At 64.5% G+C, this 17,971-nt stretch carries 12 protein-coding genes; 10 read left to right on the top strand and 2 right to left on the bottom strand.

Features of this window, described 5'->3' with window-relative positions:
• Positions 1–6 precede the first annotated feature (6 nt).
• The 10 genes from A462_RS01190 (at position 7) to A462_RS01235 (ending at position 14,275) form a co-directional block, all read left to right on the top strand.
• Positions 7–1,296: a DotU family type VI secretion system protein gene (locus A462_RS01190; RefSeq protein ID WP_008439459.1), complete on the top strand. Its 1,290-nt coding sequence runs from the start codon at positions 7–9 to the stop codon at positions 1,294–1,296.
• On the top strand, positions 1,293–4,793 hold the full coding sequence (gene tssM, locus A462_RS01195; RefSeq protein ID WP_008439458.1) for a type VI secretion system membrane subunit TssM: 3,501 nt from the start codon (positions 1,293–1,295) through the stop codon (positions 4,791–4,793). The genes A462_RS01190 and tssM overlap by 4 nt, the downstream gene beginning before the upstream one ends.
• A complete protein-coding gene (gene tagF, locus A462_RS01200; RefSeq protein WP_008439457.1) occupies positions 4,790–5,443 on the top strand; it encodes a type VI secretion system-associated protein TagF in 654 nt (217 codons plus the stop codon). Before tssM ends, tagF begins: the two co-directional genes overlap by 4 nt.
• Positions 5,444–6,163, top strand: coding sequence for a PP2C family protein-serine/threonine phosphatase (locus tag A462_RS01205; protein WP_008439456.1), 720 nt, complete (start codon positions 5,444–5,446; stop codon positions 6,161–6,163).
• Complete coding sequence (locus A462_RS01210; RefSeq protein WP_008439455.1) at positions 6,160–9,168, top strand: serine/threonine-protein kinase; 3,009 nt, start codon at positions 6,160–6,162, stop codon at positions 9,166–9,168. Before A462_RS01205 ends, A462_RS01210 begins: the two co-directional genes overlap by 4 nt.
• Entirely contained in the window at positions 9,168–9,872 is a 705-nt protein-coding gene (locus A462_RS01215) for an ABC transporter ATP-binding protein (protein WP_008439454.1), read from the top strand. The genes A462_RS01210 and A462_RS01215 overlap by 1 nt, the downstream gene beginning before the upstream one ends.
• Entirely contained in the window at positions 9,872–11,056 is a 1,185-nt protein-coding gene (locus A462_RS01220; protein WP_008439451.1) for an ABC transporter permease, read from the top strand. The genes A462_RS01215 and A462_RS01220 overlap by 1 nt, the downstream gene beginning before the upstream one ends.
• Complete coding sequence (locus tag A462_RS01225; RefSeq protein ID WP_008439450.1) at positions 11,049–12,761, top strand: formylglycine-generating enzyme family protein; 1,713 nt, start codon at positions 11,049–11,051, stop codon at positions 12,759–12,761. The genes A462_RS01220 and A462_RS01225 overlap by 8 nt, the downstream gene beginning before the upstream one ends.
• 84 nt (positions 12,762–12,845) lie before the next feature.
• A complete protein-coding gene (gene tagQ / locus A462_RS01230; RefSeq protein WP_008439449.1) occupies positions 12,846–13,769 on the top strand; it encodes a type VI secretion system-associated lipoprotein TagQ in 924 nt (307 codons plus the stop codon).
• A 125-nt stretch (positions 13,770–13,894) separates the two neighbouring features.
• Positions 13,895–14,275 (top strand): hypothetical protein, encoded by a 381-nt coding sequence (locus A462_RS01235; RefSeq protein WP_008439448.1) that lies wholly within the window; start codon positions 13,895–13,897, stop codon positions 14,273–14,275.
• Positions 14,276–14,411: 136 nt separating this feature from the next.
• On the opposite strand, the gene A462_RS01240 is transcribed toward A462_RS01235, so the two are convergent.
• Together A462_RS01240 and recG are read right to left on the bottom strand one after the other, a co-directional pair.
• Positions 14,412–15,812 carry an aminoacyl-tRNA deacylase and HDOD domain-containing protein gene (locus A462_RS01240; protein WP_008439447.1) on the bottom strand — a complete coding sequence of 467 codons (1,401 nt, stop codon included), beginning with the start codon at positions 15,810–15,812 and terminating at the stop codon, positions 14,412–14,414.
• Positions 15,813–15,890: 78 nt separating this feature from the next.
• Positions 15,891–17,966 carry an ATP-dependent DNA helicase RecG gene (recG, locus tag A462_RS01245; protein WP_003213306.1) on the bottom strand — a complete coding sequence of 692 codons (2,076 nt, stop codon included), beginning with the start codon at positions 17,964–17,966 and terminating at the stop codon, positions 15,891–15,893.
• Positions 17,967–17,971: the final 5 nt, after the last annotated feature.

Below are 17,971 nucleotides of genomic sequence, written 5' to 3'. Positions count from 1 at the left end.
TCCGCGATGCATCCGAATGACGATGACCGCACCCAGTTCATGCCGCGTCCCGGTGGCCGCGCGCCGGAGCCTGTTCGCGCAGAGCCGGCGCCGCTGTCGATGCCCGCTGCGCCGATCCTGACCGGCAAGGCCCAGGGCCTGAACCCGCTGGAAAGCGCTGCCGGCCCGTTGTTGTCGCTGCTGACGCGCCTGCGCAACACGATCTCGCACCCTGCGCCAGCGAGCCTGCGTGCGCAGTTGCTGGCTTACCTGCGCCAGTTCGAAGAACGTGCCGAGGCGGCCGGCGTGGCCCGCAACGATGTGCTGCTGGCGCGTTACGCGCTGTGCACCGCCCTCGATGAAGCCGTGCTGAGTACGCCGTGGGGCAGTGCCAGTGACTGGGGCAAGCAGAGCCTGCTGATCACCGTGCACAACGAAGCCTGGGGCGGCGAAAAGGTCTTCCAGTTGCTGGATCACTGCCTGCAAAGCCCGCGGGAACGCCTGTACCTGCTGGAACTGCTGTACCTGTGCCTGTGCCTGGGTTTCGAAGGTCGCTACCGCGTGATGAACGATGGCCGCAGCCAGCTGGAAGCCTTGCGCGAGCGTACCGCTGCGGCGATTCGCAGTGCCCGTGGCGAGCATGAGCGCGAGCTGTCACCCCATTGGCGCGGCGTGACCGTGGCCCGTGATCGCCTGGCGCAGTTCATGCCGCCATGGATCGCCGTGGCCATCGGCCTGGCACTGCTGTTGGCATTGCTGTTCGGGTTGCGGATGAAACTGGCGTCGGATGCCGAGCCGGTGTTCAAGAATATTCATGCCCTGGGGGAGATCCCGGTGCAGGCCATCGACCGTCCGGTGGCCCAGCCGAAAATCATTGAGCGACCGCGTCTGGCAGGCTTCCTGGTGGAAGACATCAAGGCCGGTCGCGTAGCCGTGGAAGATGCCGTCGACCGCTCCGTGGTGACCATCCGTGGTGATGAACTGTTCGCCTCGGCCAGCTCCAGCATCGTCGATGACTTCCAGCCGCTGATGCTGCGTATTGCCGACGCCATCCGCAAGGTCAAGGGCCAGGTGCGGGTCACCGGCCACAGCGATAACCGTCCGATTGCGACCCTGCGCTTTCCGTCCAACTGGGCGCTGTCCGAAGCGCGGGCCAAGTCGGTGCTGGAGATTCTCGCGGCCAAGACCGGCCAGCCGGAACGCTTCAGCGCCGAAGGCCGCAGCGACACCGAGCCGGTGGCGACCAACGCCACAGCCGAAGGCCGTGCGCGCAATCGCCGGGTAGAAATCACCGTATTGGCGGAGGGCGTCGAGTGAAGGCGTTTTTCAGTTTTGTGATTCGCTGGGTGATCCCGCTGCTGGGCCTGATCGCCTTGAGCCTGATCATCTGGTTTGTGGGCCCGTTGCTCGATGTGCTGGTGCCGGAAGGGCGCCGCTGGGCGCTGATCATCCTGGTGTTCGCGGTGTGGATTGCCTACCGCGTTTTCCGGATTATCCAGGCCCGCCGCCAGGCCGCCGAAGTGATGCGCAGCCTCGCGGCGGAAACCCCGCCAGACCCTGCCAGCGTCGCCACCGCCGAAGAGCTGGCGACCCTGCGCCAGCGCATGGACGAAGCCCTGGCCCTGTTGAAAAAGGCCAAGCTGGGCGGTGACGAGCGCCGCAACCTGTATGAGCTGCCGTGGTACGTGATCATCGGCCCGCCGGGCTCGGGCAAGACCACCGCGCTGGTCAATTCCGGGCTGCACTTTCCCTTGGCGGCGCAGTTGGGTGCCGGTGCGGTACGGGGCGTGGGCGGTACGCGCAATTGCGATTGGTGGTTTACCGACCAGGCCGTATTGCTCGACACCGCTGGCCGCTACACCACCCAGGACAGCAACTCCACGGTGGATAAAGCCGCCTGGCTGGGCTTTCTCGACCTGCTGAAAAAGCAGCGATCCCGGCGCCCGATTGACGGTGCGTTTATCGCCATCAGCCTCTCGGACCTGCTGCTGGGCAGCGACGCCGAGCGTGCCGCCCATGCCGCCGCGATCCGCCTGCGCATCCAGGAACTGTACACCCAACTGGGCGTGCGCTTCCCGATCTACCTGATGCTCACCAAGCTCGACCTGGTGCCGGGCTTCATGGAGTTCTTCGACAACCTGAGCAAGGAAGAGCGCGCCCAAGTGTGGGGCATGACCTTCGCCCTGGACGACGGCAAGAACAGCGACAGCCCGCTGGCCCATCTGCAAAGCGAGTTCGCCGGCCTGGAACAGCGCCTCAACGAGCGCCTGGTGGAGCGCCTGCAACAGGAACGCGACCCGGCGCGGCGCGACCTGATCTACGGTTTCCCGCAGCAGTTCGGCGCGTTGAAGGATTGCCTGCAAGGCTTCCTCGAAGGCGTGTTCAAACCCAACGCCTTTGAAGAGCGCGTCTTGCTGCGCGGTGTGTACTTCACCAGCGGCACCCAGGAAGGCAGCCCGATTGACCGCTTGATCGGCGCCATGGCCCAGAGCATGAACCTGGACCGCCAGCACCTGGCGCGCCAGACCGGCACCGGGCGCAGTTACTTCATCGAAAAACTGTTCACCGCCGTGGCGTTTGCCGAGCGTGGCCTGGTGGGCGTCAACCCGAAGGTCGAGCGCCGTCGCAAGTGGATTGCCCGGGGTGTGCTGGCCGCAACCGTGGCGCTGGTACTGGTCGTCAGCACGTTGTGGTGGGTGAGTTATCGCGCCAACCAGGCCTACATCGCCCAGGTTGACCAGAAGGTCGCACCGTTGGGCCAAACCGTGCAGAACCTCAGTCCGGCACAGCGCGAAGTACTCGCGGTGCTGCCCCTGCTTAACGCCGTGAAGAACCTGGCGGGCGACTCGCCGAGCTGGTCCGAAGGCTTGGGCCTGTATCAGGGCGACATGCTCGAAGCCGAATCCGCCAGCGTCTACCGCAAGCTGTTGATCGCCGTGTTCGCGCCCCGTTTGGTGACGCGCATCGAAGAGCAACTGCACGGCGGCGGCAATTCCGACTTCCTCTACGAAGGTTTGAAGGCCTACCTGATGCTCGCCGACAGCGAGCATTACGACCCGGACTTCATCAAGGCCTGGATCGCCCTCGACTGGGACCGCAACCTGCCGCGCGACCTGCCGGCGGACCAACGCCAGGCCCTGATCGGGCACTTGCAGGCCCTGTTCGAGCGGCATCCGCCCAGCGCCCGTCTCGACCCGCGCTTGATCGACGACCTGCGTCGGCAACTGCAGCAACTGCCGGTGGCCCAGCGCGTCTACGACCGTATCAAGCGCCAGAAACTGCCGGAAGGCGTGCCGGACTTTCGCATCAACGAAGCGGCGGGCCGTGATGCCGCGCTGGTGTTCAGTCGCAAAAGTGGCAAGCCGTTGGGTGAGCCGTTGAGCGGCTTCTTCACCGCCAAGGGTTATCGCCAGGGCTTCCTGCTGACCAGCCTGAACCAGACCGGCACCCTCGCTGAAGAGCAATGGGTGCTGGGCCGCGAGCCGGCCGATCAACAGAACGTGGTCAGCCTCGCGGCGGACGTGCGTCGCCTGTACTTCCAGGACTATCAACGCCAGTGGGACGCCTTGCTGGCGGACATCGACTTTGTGCCGATCACCAGCGTGGCCCAGGCGGCCGACGTTTTGCGGGTGATTTCCGGGCCGACCTCGCCGCTGAAGAAGCTGCTGGTGGCAGTCTCCAAGGAGACCGACCTGCAGGCGGAAGAACGCTTGCTGGCCGCCAAGGGCGCGCCGGTGGAAGGTGGCGTGGACAAGCTCAAGGAACGCCTCGGCAGCCTGCTTGGCCAGGACCAGCCAACTGCGAATGCACCAGCGGCCAGTGAAGATCCGGTGACGGCGCACTTCGCCGAACTCAACAGCATCGTCAGCAAGAACGAAGGCGAACCGGCGGCCATTGATGGCCTGCTGGCGGACATGAATGCGTTGTATGTGCAGGTCAGCGCCATGGTCGGCGCCAGCGGCGATGCATTGCTCGGCGAAGCGAAAAACCAGGCGGCGGCTGCGGCCACGCGGGTCAGCCTGAATGCCGAACGCCAGCCGCCGCTGGTGCAGGGCATGGTCAAGTCGGTGGTCAACTCCACCACCAACAGCATGATGGGCGGGGTGCGTAACCAGTTGAATGCGGCGTGGGTCAGTGAAGTGGTGAACGTGTATCGCCAGTCCCTGGCCGGGCGTTATCCGATGTCGCCTGGCAGTGCGCGGGACGCGACCCTGGATGACTTCGGGCAGTTCTTCGGGGTGGGCGGGGTGATGGACAACTACTTCCGCAAGTACCTGCAACCTTACGTCGACACCTCCACGCAAACCTGGCGCTGGCAGCCGGGCGCGGCGCAGAAACTCGGCATCGCGCCGGGCGTGCTGCAAACCTTCCAGCGCGCGGCGACCATTCGTGATGCGTTTTTCCGTGCCGGTGGCACCCAGCCGATCGTGCGCTTTGAACTCAAGCCGGTGGCGATGGACGCGACCATCACCCAGTTCCTGCTGGACCTGGACGGCCAGCAACTGAGCTACGACCACGGCCCGAGCCGCCCGGTCGCGATGCAGTGGCCGAATCCCGGCAGCATTGGCGTGGTGCGCATTTCCATCATGCCGCCGTCAGCCAGCGGGCGCTCCGGTGTAACGCTGGACGGCCCGTGGGCCTGGTTTCGCCTGCTGGAGCAATCGGACCTGACCGCCGGCAATTCGCCGGACCGCTTCAACCTGCGTCTGCGGGTCGACGGCGCGAGCATCTCCTACGAGTTGCGGGCCAACAGTGCGTTCAACCCGTTCAAGAGCCGCGTGCTTAACGGCTTCAGCCTGCCGGAGCGGCTATGACCACGCTGGGTTTCTACGGCAAGTTGGCGTGCCGCGGCGACTTTGTCAGCCGCGCGCTGCCCCAGAGTTTTATCGGCCCTTGGGACAGTTGGCTGGCGTCCGGATTGCTCGCCAGCCAGACCCGCCTCGGGGCTGACTGGCTGAATGCTTACCTGGTCAGCCCATTGTGGCGCTTCGTGTTGGCGCCGGGTGTGTGCGGGCCGGACGCGGCGGTGGGCGTGGTGATGCCGAGCATTGACCGGGTGGGGCGCTATTTCCCGCTGACGGTGGCTGCGCTGTTGGATCACGACACCGACCCGGCCTCCGTCGTTGGCGGCCCGGACACCTGGTTTGAACAGGTGGAAGAGTTGTTGCTGAGCACGCTGGACGCCGGCGCCAGCTTCGAAGGTTTCAGCGGCGGGATCGAATCCCTCGGCGCTCCAGCCTGCCAACCTCGCACCTTGGGTAGTCGCTTTGCGGGCTTGCAGCGTGTCAACGCCACAGACCCGCAGGCGCGGATGACTGCGCTTGCCGAACAGGCCTGCGAAGGCGCGAGCCTGTGGTGGGGCCGTGGTTCGCAACAGATTTCTCCCGGTTTAATGCGGTGTCAGGGCTTGCCTGCTGCCGACGATTTTGCGCAATTTTTGCTCGGCCAAGAAGGTGTTGTGTAGATGCGGTCCACGTTCAAATCCGCCAGCAAAAGCCACGTCGGCATGGTTCGCCAAGTCAATGAAGACGCTTGCCTCGACCTGCCGGAAAACGGCCTGTGGGTGGTGGCCGACGGCATGGGCGGGCACGCGGCGGGAGATTACGTCAGCAGCCTGATTGTCGACAGCCTGCGCAGCATTCCCGTGGGCCGTTCCCTTGAGGAATACACGGCGGCGTTGCGCAGCGACCTGCTGCGAGTCAACGGCGCGGTGCGCGAAGAAACCGCCCACCGTGGCGTGACCATGATGGGCAGCACCGTGGTGTTGCTCGCCACCCGAGGCTTGCGCGGCGTGTGCCTGTGGGCCGGCGACAGCCGCCTGTACCGCCTGCGGGACGGCGTGCTGGAAGGCATCTCCCGCGACCACAGCTACGTGCAGGACTTGCAGGACAGCGGCCTGCTCAGCGAAGCCGATGCGCGGGTGCATCCACGGGCGAATATCGTCACCCGCGCGATTGGCGTGGAAGCACAGTTGGCGTTGTCGTCGGTCGACCTGTTGATCGCCCCCGGCGACAGTTACCTGCTGTGCAGCGACGGCCTGAACAAGACCGTCGAAGACCACGAGATCCGCGAAGTACTGAGCCATGCCGAGCCGGACGAAATCGTCCGCAGCCTGGTGCACCTGGGGCTCAATCGCGGCGCGCCGGACAACATCACCGCCATCGTTGTGAAGGTGTCGACATGAACATCATCATTCCCGGCTACGACATCGAAGGCGAAATCGGCGTTGGCGCCATGGCCAGCGTGTACCTGGCGACCCAGCGTTCCCTGGAGCGCAAGGTGGCGCTGAAGATCATGGCGGCGGCGCTGGCGGCCGACCCGAGTTTCTGCGAGCGCTTCCTGCGCGAAGGCAAGACCCTGGCGCGCCTGTCCCACCCGCACACCGTGACCATCCATGACATCGGCAATGTCGGTGAGCTGTACTACATGGCCATGGAATACCTGCCCAATGGCACGCTCAAGGAGCGCATCGCCGCGGGCCTGACGCCGGAGCAAGGGCTGACGTATATCCGCCAGATTGCGTCGGCGCTGGGTTATGCCCACGCCCAGGGCCTGGTGCACCGCGATGTGAAGCCGGCGAACATTCTGTTCCGCGCGGATGGCACGGCGGTGCTGTCGGACTTTGGCATCGCCAAGTCCCTGGATGACCGCACGCAGTTCACCCAGGCCGGATTTGCCGTCGGCACGCCGAGCTACATGAGCCCGGAGCAGGCCCGGGGCCAGGAGATTGATGGGCGCGCCGACCTGTATGCGTTGGGCGTGGTGCTCTATGAAATCCTCGTGGGCAAGTTGCCTTACAACGGCACCGATGCGCTTTCCACAGCACTGGCACACCTGACTGAACCGCTGCCGGAATTGCCGGTGCACCACGGGCGCTATCAGGAGGTGCTGCGCAAGCTGCTGGCCAAAGACCCGGCGGAACGCTTCCCGGATGCGGCGGAGTTGTTGCGGGCGTTGGATCAGTTGCCGAAGGAAGAGCAGGTCGAGGCGACGTTGATTCGGCCTCTGCCGATTCCGGTGGCGGTCTCGAATGACCTGGCCGGACTCACGCCGGTCTCCATCGAAATCCCGACCGATAAGCCGCAGCCGCAACCGGTGCGTCAACCGGTGGTGACGCCGACGCAACACTCCGCCGTGTCCGAACAAAACCGTGGGCCGGTGCTGGCGTTGGCGGCAGTTGCCGTGGCGGTCGCGCTGGCAATTGCGGGCGCAAGTTACTGGTGGTTGAAAGATGACGCGCCAGCCGCCGCGCCGCCGGTTGCCGAGGCGGCCAAGACCATCGCGCCGCCTGCCGCGCAACCGGTAGCGGCGCAGGTTGACGGCGGTCAACGCCCGTTGCTGATGGCCGGCAAGAAAACCCTGTTCCAGCGGGTACTGAGCAAGCCTGGCGCCAAGCTTTCCCACGAAGCGGGCGGGGCGCCTGGCGAAGGTTTGCCGGCGTTTTCCGTGCTCTATGTCTACCAACGCAAGGACGTCGACGGCAGCCCCTGGCTGCGGGTTGGCGCCGCCACCGACGGGCGCAGCGACGGTTGGCTGCCGGCGGCGCAAGCCAGCGACTGGAAGCAGAGCCTGGTGCTCAAGTTCACCGAGCGTTCGGGCCGGGCGCCGGTGATGTTCCTGCGTCAGTCCGCTGAAGTGGAGAAGCTTTTAGCCGATCCCGCAGCGGCGAAAAACCTGCTGCTCAAGGTGCAGAAAAACACCGAGGACAACCAGCAGGTGCTGGCCCTGGAGCCGACCGCAAGCGCCGTCCCGCAGAACCAGTTCTATTTGCTGCCGATCTTCGACTCCAAGGAGAGCTTCGACGAAAACGGCCAGCCGGTGCAGCTGCTCAACGTCGCCTCCATCGACCCTGGCAGCACACCTGATGTCATCGCCAAGGCTGTCGCTCGAACGCCGGTGACCGACGCCAGCGCCGATGCCTTCCGCACTGCGGTGGTGCTGGTGGTCGACACCACGGTGTCGATGCAGCCCTACATCGACCAGGTTCGCGATGTGGTCCACGAACTGCAAACCCGCATCGCCGAGCGTGGCGAACTGGACAGCGTGAGCTTTGGCCTGGTGGGTTTTCGCAACAGCATCAAGAAAACCCCCGGCCTGGAGTATGTGGCCAAGACCCTGATCACCCTCGACCAAGGGCGCGACCCGCAGCGCTTCCTCGACATGGCGCGGCAGGTCAAAGCGTCGACGGTGTCCAGCCACTCGTTCAACGAAGACGCGTTCGCCGGTGTCATGCAGGCGGTGGAAGGCATGGACTGGTCCGGCTACGGCGGGCGCTTGATCCTGCTGGTGACCGACGCCGGTGCGTTGCGCAAGAACGACCCGTTTGCCACCACCCAGATGAACGAAGCCGAAGTGCGCCAGGCGGCGCTGGGCAAGCAGATCAAGATCTATGCCTTGCACCTGCGCACCGACGCCGGGAAGAAAACCCACAGCGGCGCCGAAACCCAGTACCGCACCCTGACCGCCGACGCCAACCCGCAGATCGGCGACCTGTACACGCCGGTGCCCGGTGGCGATGTGCGCAAGTTCGGCGAGCGGGTCGACGAGATCGGCACGGTGTTCGCCAACCTGGTGCATCAGGTGCGCAGCAACACGCCGCAGCCGGTGCCGCTGCTCAGTGCCGCGCCGACCCTGGCGGACAAATCCGCCGCCGTCGGTTACGCGATGCACATGGATTTCCTTGGCCGCAAAACCGCGAGCCAGGCACCGCAACTGGTGAGTGCCTGGACCGCCGATCGCGACCTGACCAACACCGCGCTGCCGGCCTTTCAGGTGTGCGTGATGCTGACCAAATTGCAGCTCAACGATTTGCAGCAGTCCTTGAAACTGATCGTCGACGCCGCGCGTAAAACCCAGACCTCACCGAAGGATTTCTTCCAGGAAATCGCCAGCGCCTCGGCCTATATGAGCCGCGATCCACAGGCCTTGAAAAAAGGCGGCAACCTGGCGGAAGGCGGCATCCTTGGCGAATACCTGGAAGGCCTGCCGTACCGCAGCAAGTCGCTGAACATGACCCAGGATTTGTGGCTGTCGTTGAGCGTGGCCGAGCAGGAAGACTTTATCGACGAGCTGGATTCGAAGATCCGCCTCTACGAAACCTTCCATAACGATGTGGCCAACTGGGTCCGTTTCGGCGATGCCGAGCCGGGTGATGCGTTGTACCGCGTGCCGCTGTCGACGCTGCCGTAATGCTGAACTTGAGCGCAGTGCACAAGAGCCGGGGCGTTGGTGCCCAGCGCTACAGCCTGGTGATACCGGGCTTGCAACTGCGTGCGGGTGAACAGTTGGCGGTGGTCGGGCCGAGTGGCTGTGGCAAGAGCACCTTGCTGGATTTGCTCGCGCTGGTGTTGGCGCCGGATCAGGTCGGGCAGTTCGATTTCAACCGCGTCGACATTGCCGGGCTTTGGCGTGGTGACCAGCAAAGCGCGCTGGCGGAGCTACGCAGTCGGCACCTGGGTTACGTGCTGCAAACTGGCGGCCTGCTGGGCTTTCTCGATGTGCGCGGCAACATTGCGTTGTCGCGGCAACTCCTGGGTTTGAAAGACGACGGCAGCGTGGCGCGGTTGGCCGAGCAGTTGGAAATCACTGATCAGTTGGACAAGAAGCCGGCGGCGTTGTCCGTCGGCCAGCGTCAGCGGGTCAGTTGCGCAAGAGCCCTGGCCCACGGTCCGCAGCTGTTGCTGGCGGATGAGCCCACCGCTGCGCTCGACCCGTTGAACGCCGAGCGGGTGATGCAAGCGCTGTTGGCCCAGGCCCGGCATAACGGCGCGTGCTGCGTGATCGCCACCCATGATGAGCCCCTGGCCCGGGCCAGCGGCTTGCAGGTGCGGCGCATCAGTTGCCGTCGCGACGCCGACGGCGGCGTCACCGCCACCCTTGGGGAGGCGTGCTGATGCGTATCGCCCTGGTGGCTTCCCTGGCCTGGCAGGATTACCGCAACGATGCGTGGCTGTCGGTGTGTTCGGTGCTGGCGCTGGTGGCGGTGATCGCGCCGTTGCTGGTGTTGTTCGGCCTGAAATTTGGACTGGTTAGCAGTTTGACCGAACGTTTGGAGAACGACCCGGCCACCCGGGAAATTATTCCGTTGGGCGGTGGTCGATTCAGCAGTGAATTTGTCGAGCAGCTCCGCCAGCGCAGCGACGTGGCGTTCGCCTTGCCGCGCACCCGGCAGATTGCGGCGACGGCGCAGTTGGAGGCGGTGACGGTGGAGATGCTGCCGACCGCCGCCAACGACCCATTGCTGGCCGGCCTGCCGATGCCCAAGGGCCTGGATCAGATCGTGCTGAGCCACACCGCTGCCGAAAAGCTCGGGGCAAAGGCCGGGGATTGGCTGGAGGCGAGTTTTGGGCGCCAGGTGGCGGGGCGCGTCGAGTCGCAACGCCTGCGGGTTCAAGTGCTGCAGGTAGCGCCGCTGGAAGCCTTCGCCCGGGATGGATTGTTTGCGCCCTTGGGCTTGCTGGAAGCAGCGGAAGATTATCGCGATGGCCGCGCGGTGCCGGCGTTTGGCTGGGACGGCGATGCGGTGGGCGTCAGCGAGCAACGGGTATACCCGGCGTTCCGTTTGTATGCGCGGCGCCTGGTGGATGTGGAGCCGCTGCGGGTGTATTTCGCCGGGCAGAATCTGTTGGTGTCGACCCAGGCCCAGACCATCGCCCAGGTGCAGTCGTTGAGCCGCAACCTGTCGATCGTGTTCTGGATCATCGCCGGGCTGGCGTTGGCGGGCGCGTTTGCCGCGATCTTTGCCGCGGCGCTGGCGTCGGTTGCACGCAAGCGCCGGGAGCTGTCGGTATTGCGGTTGTTGGGGTTTTCCACCGCCGGGTTGTTGCTGTTTGTGGTGTTGCAGGCGCTCTACAGCGCGGGGTTTGCCGCTGCATTGAGTGGGCTTTTATATGGCTTGGCAGAGTCCGGCCTGAACCAATTATTCGTGCAGGTGCCGGGCGAATACGCCAGCCACCTGCTGGCGCGTCACTACGGCCTGGCCCTGGCAGCTGTCCTCGGCGTCAGCGCCGTGGCGGCGGCGTGTGGTGGTTGGCGTGTGGCGCGTATCCAGGCTTCTGAAGGAATCAGAGATGTATAAGTTACTGGGCGCCGCCATGGCGCTGACCCTGTCCTGTGTGGCCTGGGCCGATGAGGCGAGCGACAAGCTGGACAACCCCAAGCCGTTGCCGGACGACGTCAGCCTGCCGCTGCCCTGCGAAGGCAACATGGTGTTCCGCTATGCCTACGTGCTGGCCCAGGGCACCCTGGATGACCGCGAGATCAGCCTCGGCTACCCGTTCAGCGAAGGTGAAGCGGGCTATCAGCAGTCGTTCATTTCCGGTTATCGCCGCGACTTCATCAACGGCCAGTTCACCCTCAAGGACCTGCCCAAGGACTGGAACAAGGTCATCGCGCCGCTGATGCCGAAGACCGACGCCAAGACCCCGCTCAAGCCGATGCTGTACTTCATCGGCAAGTACGAAGTCACTGCGCGGCAATATGCGCAGGTCATGTCCCAGGCGCAATCCCTGGCCAGTGGCGAACCCGCCCCGGCGTGCGATGTACCTACCGGGATGGCGGCGCGCTTGCCCAAGGTCAAGTTGTCGCGCTTTGAAGCCGAACGCTTCTCGGCGGTGTACAGCGCCTGGTTGATGAAATATCACCGCGAGCTGCTGCCGGTGAGTGGTCGCGGTGCTTCGGCGGACGACGGCGGCCTGGGCTTTGTGCGCCTGCCTACCGAAGTGGAGTGGGAGTTTGCCGCGCGCGGTGGCCAGGCGGTCAGCCGTCAGGACCTGGAAGGCCGGCTGTTTCCACGGCGTACCGAGGGCAGCGAAAGCGATGGTCCCCTTGCCGATTACGCGGTGTTCAATCAGGTCGCGGGTGGCACCGGCCAGGCCGCACGGCTGATGCCCATCGGCACCAAGCTGCCCAACCCGATCGGCATGTTCGATGTGATCGGCAACGCAGCGGAAATGGTCCAGGAATCCTTTCAACTGGTGCACGCCGGGCGTCGCCAGGGCACCTATGGTGGGTTCGTGGTCAAGGGCGGCAACTACCTGGAAGGCGAGGGCACGCTGTTCACCGGCATGCGCCGCGAGTACCCGTTGTTCGCCGCCGACGGTACCGAACAAAGCAACGAGACCACCGGCTTTCGCGTGGCGATTGGCGCCTTGTCGGCACCGCGTTCGCGCTACAAGGAACTGTTTGCCCAGTGGCAGAAGGACGGCCGCCTGGCCTCGCTGACCGACGCCATCGACGACGCCCAGGACCCGACCAAGCGCCTGGACAGCATCATTGCCGCCAGCGTCGACCCGCGCCTGCAAGCCGAGCTCGGCCTGGTCAACGAAGAGCTCAAGCGCAACGTCTCGCTGATCGCCCAGCAGCGCGAAGAAGCGGCCGGCAACCTGATTCAGTCCGCGGCCCTGGTGGCCGAGACCATCAACAACTACAACATCCGCCTGATCAATTTGCAGAAGAGCCGCCAGCAGGCCATCGACGCCAAGGACGAGGCCAGCGCGCAGCTGTTCGCCACGGCGATCACCAATGGGCGCAGTGCGCTGGACGGCGCGGTGGCGATCTACATCGACAACCTGGCCACCGGCACGCGCTACACCGATGCGGTGATCCAGGCGCAGTTTCAACGGATCAAGGAAGAGTTGGATCGCAAGCCGGTACTGGGCAAGAGCCTGGTGACGCGTGCGACGTTATTCGTTCGCCATGTGGGCAACTACCGCAAGCAACAGCGGGCCGACCCGGCGACGATTTTGAAGGAATTGCTCGCAGCGAGCGGTCAGCGGTCTTGACCGCTGGTTGTACGGCGAGCTTGGAAGGGACTCAGGCGGCGGTGGGCCGTGCTGGGCAAGTCAAACTTAAAAGAGAACACAACGATGATTTTTTCCCGTAAGGCGGTTTCCAAGCGTCATCTGCTGCTGATTGCCGCAGGCTTCAGCACGGTGCTGACCGGTTGCGCAACGTCGCCGACCAACAAGGTCGCCTCGACCACCAAGGTCGAGTACTACCCGAACTGCTACGAGCCGGTGCAGCACCTGCGTGCTACCGATTCGGACCTGACCAAGTCGGTGGTCACCGGTGCCGCCCTGGGTGCGGCCGGTGGTGCATTGCTGGGCGCCCTGACCGGCGACTCCGACAAGCGCGGCCGCAACGCTGCCATCGGTGCAGCGGGCGGCGCCCTGGCCGGTGGTGCTGCGGGTTACTACACCGAGCGCCAGAAGCAGATCACCGATGACAACCAGCGCATCGCCTCCTACGCCACCGACGTCAACAAGCGTGCCTCCGACATCGACCGCAGCACCGCGTACGCCAAGGCGTCCCAGCAGTGCTACCAGAGCGCGTTCACCAAGCTGGTGGCCGACCGCAAGGCCAAGACCGTCAACGACGTTGAAGGCCGCAAGCGCCTGGCAGAAATCGTCTCGGGCCTGAAAGAGTCCAACGACCTGATCGTCGCGGTGAACGGCAAGGCCAGCGAAGACCTGAACAACTACACCCAGGCGTACGAGCAGGATCTGCAACAAGTGGGCGTACAACGTGCTGACGTGGTCACTGTTGCGACTGCCGATACCACGCCGGTGGTGACGCCAACCAAAGGCAAGAAGCCGGTAAAAGTCGCGAAAAAGCCGGTACTGCCAACCGTGCCGAAAGAAGCCGTAGCCACCGAGAAAACCATCCAGACCGCCCAGACCAAGCAAGCTGAAAGCAAGCAGGTTGCCAGCGCCGGTAAAGCGCAGATCGAAGGCACTTGCCGTGATCCGAACCTGGCGGATTGGGCACCGGTTCCTTGCCCTAACGTCTGAGGAAAGTTGTTGCTATAAGCGTTAAACGCCAGCCGATCTCCTGCTAAAACGGGAGATCGGTAGCGTTATTTGCACAAATCGTTAAACTGCTGCGGCCACCCAATAATTACACTGAGGCCGTGTGCATGAAATTTCGTTTTCTTCTCTGGATGCTTGGCCTGTTGATGGGCAAAGCCAGCCGCACCAACCCTGCGTTCCAGCAGCAGTTGGGTGACAAGGACCTGGCGTTCCAGTTGCAGACCCTCGACGGCAAGGTTGCCCGTCACTTCATCGTCAAAGACCAGCGCATTACCAGCCGCTCGGGTGTTCATCCCGCGCCTGCGTTTGCCATCGCCTTCAAAGACGCCGCCTACGGCTTCGCCACGATGCAGGCGAAGAACAAGCAACTGGCGTTCATGACGGGGATTCAGGACAAGTCGATCCAGATCAAGGGCAACCCGGCGCTGGTGATCTGGTTCCAGGGGTTGACCAAGTATTTGAAGCCGAAGAAAAAGCCCAAAGGCTAGGGGGGTTCTTCAGCAATACTGCGTCGCCTGCATTCGCGAGCAAGCCCGCTCCCACATTCAATCCCATTCCAAAGTTGGAACTCGGTCGAATGTGGGAGCGGGCTTGCTCGCGAATACGGTGTAACAGGCGCCCGATTTATCCCTGGCTGAACTGCGAAGCCAACTCGCGCAACAACGTTTCCGCGTCCAGCACCTTGCTCACCACATCCTCTGCCTTGTCCCGGGTCAGCCCCAGGCGCTCAAGCAGTTCGTCCGGGATGGATTCATCCGGCCCCGAGCCGATGCCACGGCTGCGCAGCAAGCGCACCGCCAGGCACACCAGGTTCGGGTATTCCGCATATTGGCCGTCGTAGGTCGGGTCGTGCTGGAAGCGCAGGGCGGTGGACAGTTCGTCCGGCATGTCCCAATAGCGCATCAACCACGCACCAATCTGCTCGCGGCTGATGCCCAGCAGATGCTGCTCGATGTAGCTGTGGCACAGGTGCGGGTTGACCTCCAGGTGCCGGCAGATCAGTGAGAAGTGCGGCGGGAAGACGTGGGCCAGCAACAGGTAGCCGAAATTGTGCAGCAGGCCGGCGAGGTACGTCAGCCCGGCTTCCGGGCGCTGGGCGCGGGGCATGGCGCGGGTCAGGCCTTCGATGACGGCAGCGGTGTAGATCGACTGGTGCCAGTACGGCGTGGCCTGTTGCGGGTGGTCCTTGGGCAGGCTCAAGGTCTTGCCCAGGGCCAGGCCGAGTGCGAGGTTGATCACCAGGTCAAAGCCCAGCACGCGCACGATGGCGTCTTCCACCGAGCGGATCTTGCCCGGCGAGGCGTAGTAGGGCGACGCGGCCCAACTCACCACCTGGGCGGCCAGGGCCGGGTCGGTTTCGACCACGCCGGTGATGTCGTCGATGGTGGCGTTGGGGTCGACCCGCAGCTTGATGATCTTTTGCGCGGTATCGGCCAGCGGTGGAATTTCGATGGTGGCTTCCAGGCGCTGCTGGATACGGCGGGCGGTGAACGCCTGCATCGCCTGGGTGATTTCCTCGCGGTCGTCATTGGGGCGATCCAGGTTTGGCCGGATGTTGCTCAGCGGCTCGCCGAAATGCGCGGCGCTGGCCTTGGTCAGCATGCTCTTGAAGGCATCGCTGGAAATCTCCAGCAGCAGCCCGGCTTCGCCCGAGTGCACCAGCACGGTCGGCTCACGCAACAGGCTTTCTTCGTAGAGGCAGGGAGAACTGGTCAGCGGCGGCAGGCCGGGCAGCAGGCTCAGGCTGTGCTTGCCGAGCATGCGCTCCAGGCGCTCCGGCGACACCGCCGTGAGGCGCCGACCGGTGAGCTCGGCGAGGCGATTAAGGTCCAGCAACTGGTTCTGTGGAAACAGCACCATGAGTGCACCCACGGCATCATCGAGCAGTACGGCTTGAACCTTCTGCGCCGGGTTCAGGCCGGGGCGTTCGGTAACTTCCGTGTAGCTGATGGCGAGCTTTGCAAGCAGCGTCCGAATCACCGAGGGTGCAGTCGGTGGGGCTGTGGCGAGGGCAACTTCTGACATGGCCTGAATCCAATTTCCTACAGTCATTGGAGTATAACCAGCTTGATACCAGTGAGGGTTGTCTAAGTGAGTCAGCCGTCACACTTGGCCGTATTGCTGCCCATGTCTCAGCCAGCGATCCAGCAGCGGGCTGACGTGTTCCGGCCAACGCTCCAGTAACGCCTGGGCCGCGTCGCGCACGGCGGGCAGCAAGTCGGCATCGCGCATCAGGTCGGCGACCTTGAATTGCAGCAGGCCGGTCTGGCGGGTGCCGAGCATCTCGCCGGGGCCGCGCAGTTCGAGGTCTTTTTCGGCGATCACGAAGCCGTCGTTGGTTTCGCGCATGATGCCCAGGCGCTGGCGACCGATCTGCGACAGCGGCGGGTGGTACAGCAGCACACAGTGGCTGGCGGCGCTGCCCCGGCCGACGCGGCCGCGCAATTGGTGCAATTGGGCCAGGCCCAGGCGCTCAGGGTTCTCGATGATCATCAGGCTGGCGTTGGGGACGTCGACGCCGACTTCGATCACCGTGGTCGCCACCAGCAATTGCAGGTTGCCGGCCTTGAACTCGGCCATTACCGCGGCCTTTTCCACCGGCTTCATGCGACCGTGGATCAGCCCGACCTTGAGTTCACCCAAGGCACTGGTGAGGTCTTCATAGGTGGTTTCGGCGGCCTGGCAGGTCAGCTCTTCGGATTCTTCGATCAGCGTGCACACCCAATACGCCTGACGGCCTTCGGCGCAGGCGCCGCGCACCCGTTCGATGACTTCGACGCGGCGGGTGTCGGTGACCAGCACGGTGTTGACCGGCGTTCGGCCCGGCGGCAGTTCGTCGAGGATCGAAGTGTCAAGGTCGGCGTAGGCGCTCATGGCCAGGGTGCGCGGGATCGGTGTGGCGGTCATGATCAACTGGTGCGGGCTCATGCGGCCGCCCACGCCTTTCTGGCGCAGGGCCAGGCGCTGCTGCACACCGAAGCGGTGCTGTTCGTCGATGATCACCAGCGCCAGATTCTTGAACTTCACTTCGTCCTGGAACAACGCGTGGGTGCCCACCACCATCGGGGCGCCGGCGGCGATCTGCTCCAGGGCGGCTACGCGGTTCTTGCCCTTGAGCTTGCCGGCCAGCCACGCGACTTCCAGGCCCAGCGGTTCGAGCCAGCGCTTGAAGGTGATGAAGTGCTGCTCGGCGAGAATCTCGGTGGGCGCCATCAGCGCCACCTGATAGCCGGCTTCGAGGGCCTGCAACGCGGCGAGGGCGGCGACGACGGTTTTACCCGCGCCCACGTCGCCCTGGATCAGCCGCAGCATCGGTTCTTTCTGGCTCAGGTCGTAGGCAATTTCGTTGCCGACCCGTTGCTGGGCGCCCGTCGGTGCAAACCCCAGGTTGGCCAGGTATTGCGCAGGCAGGCGCTTGGCCTTGGGCATGGCCGGCGCGCGCAGCGAACGCATGCTCTCGCGCAGGCGCTGCTGGGACAGTTGATGGGTCAGCAGTTCTTCGAACGCCAGGCGATGCTGGGCCCAGTGATGACCGAGAGCCAACTCGTCGACGTCGGCATCGGCGGGTGGGTGATGCAGGTAGCGGATCGCATCATCCAGCGGCGCCAGTTGATAGTCGCGCGCCAGTTCCTGGGGCAGCCAGTCGGGCAGGCTTTTTGGCCCGAGCATCGTCAGAGTCTGCATGCACAGTTGGCGCAAGCGCTGCTGGGTCAGGCCTTCGGTGAGCGGGTAAATTGGCGTGAGGGTGGTGTCTACCGGCGGCGGTTCGTCGCCGGTAATGGCGCGGTATTCCGGGTGATAGATTTCCAGCCCCGAAGCGCCGGGCCGGGCTTCGCCGTAGCAGCGCACGCGGGTACCACGCTTGAGGCCTTCCTTCTGGGCGTTGCTGAAGTGGTAGAAGCGCAGGCTCAGGCCGCCGGTGCCGTCTTGCAGGCGCACGACCAAACTGCGGCGCTTGCCCATCACCACGTCGGCGCCGCTGACGGTGCCTTCAACCACGGCGTCCTGCCCAGGGCGCAAGTGGCCGATGGGCACCACGCGGGTGCGGTCCTGGTAACGCAGGGGCAGGTGGAACAGCACGTCCTGGAGATTTTCCAGCCCGACCTTGGCCAACTTCTCGGCCATGGCCTCCCCGACACCCTTGAGTGCCGTCACCGATACCTGCGACAGCTCAGTCATACCGT

It is taken from the genome of Pseudomonas sp. Ag1 (assembly GCF_000278565.1).
Taxonomy (GTDB): Bacteria; Pseudomonadota; Gammaproteobacteria; order Pseudomonadales; family Pseudomonadaceae; genus Aquipseudomonas.
Note: the sequence above shows the minus strand (reverse complement) of the source record. Positions and strands in the feature narration are given on the sequence as shown.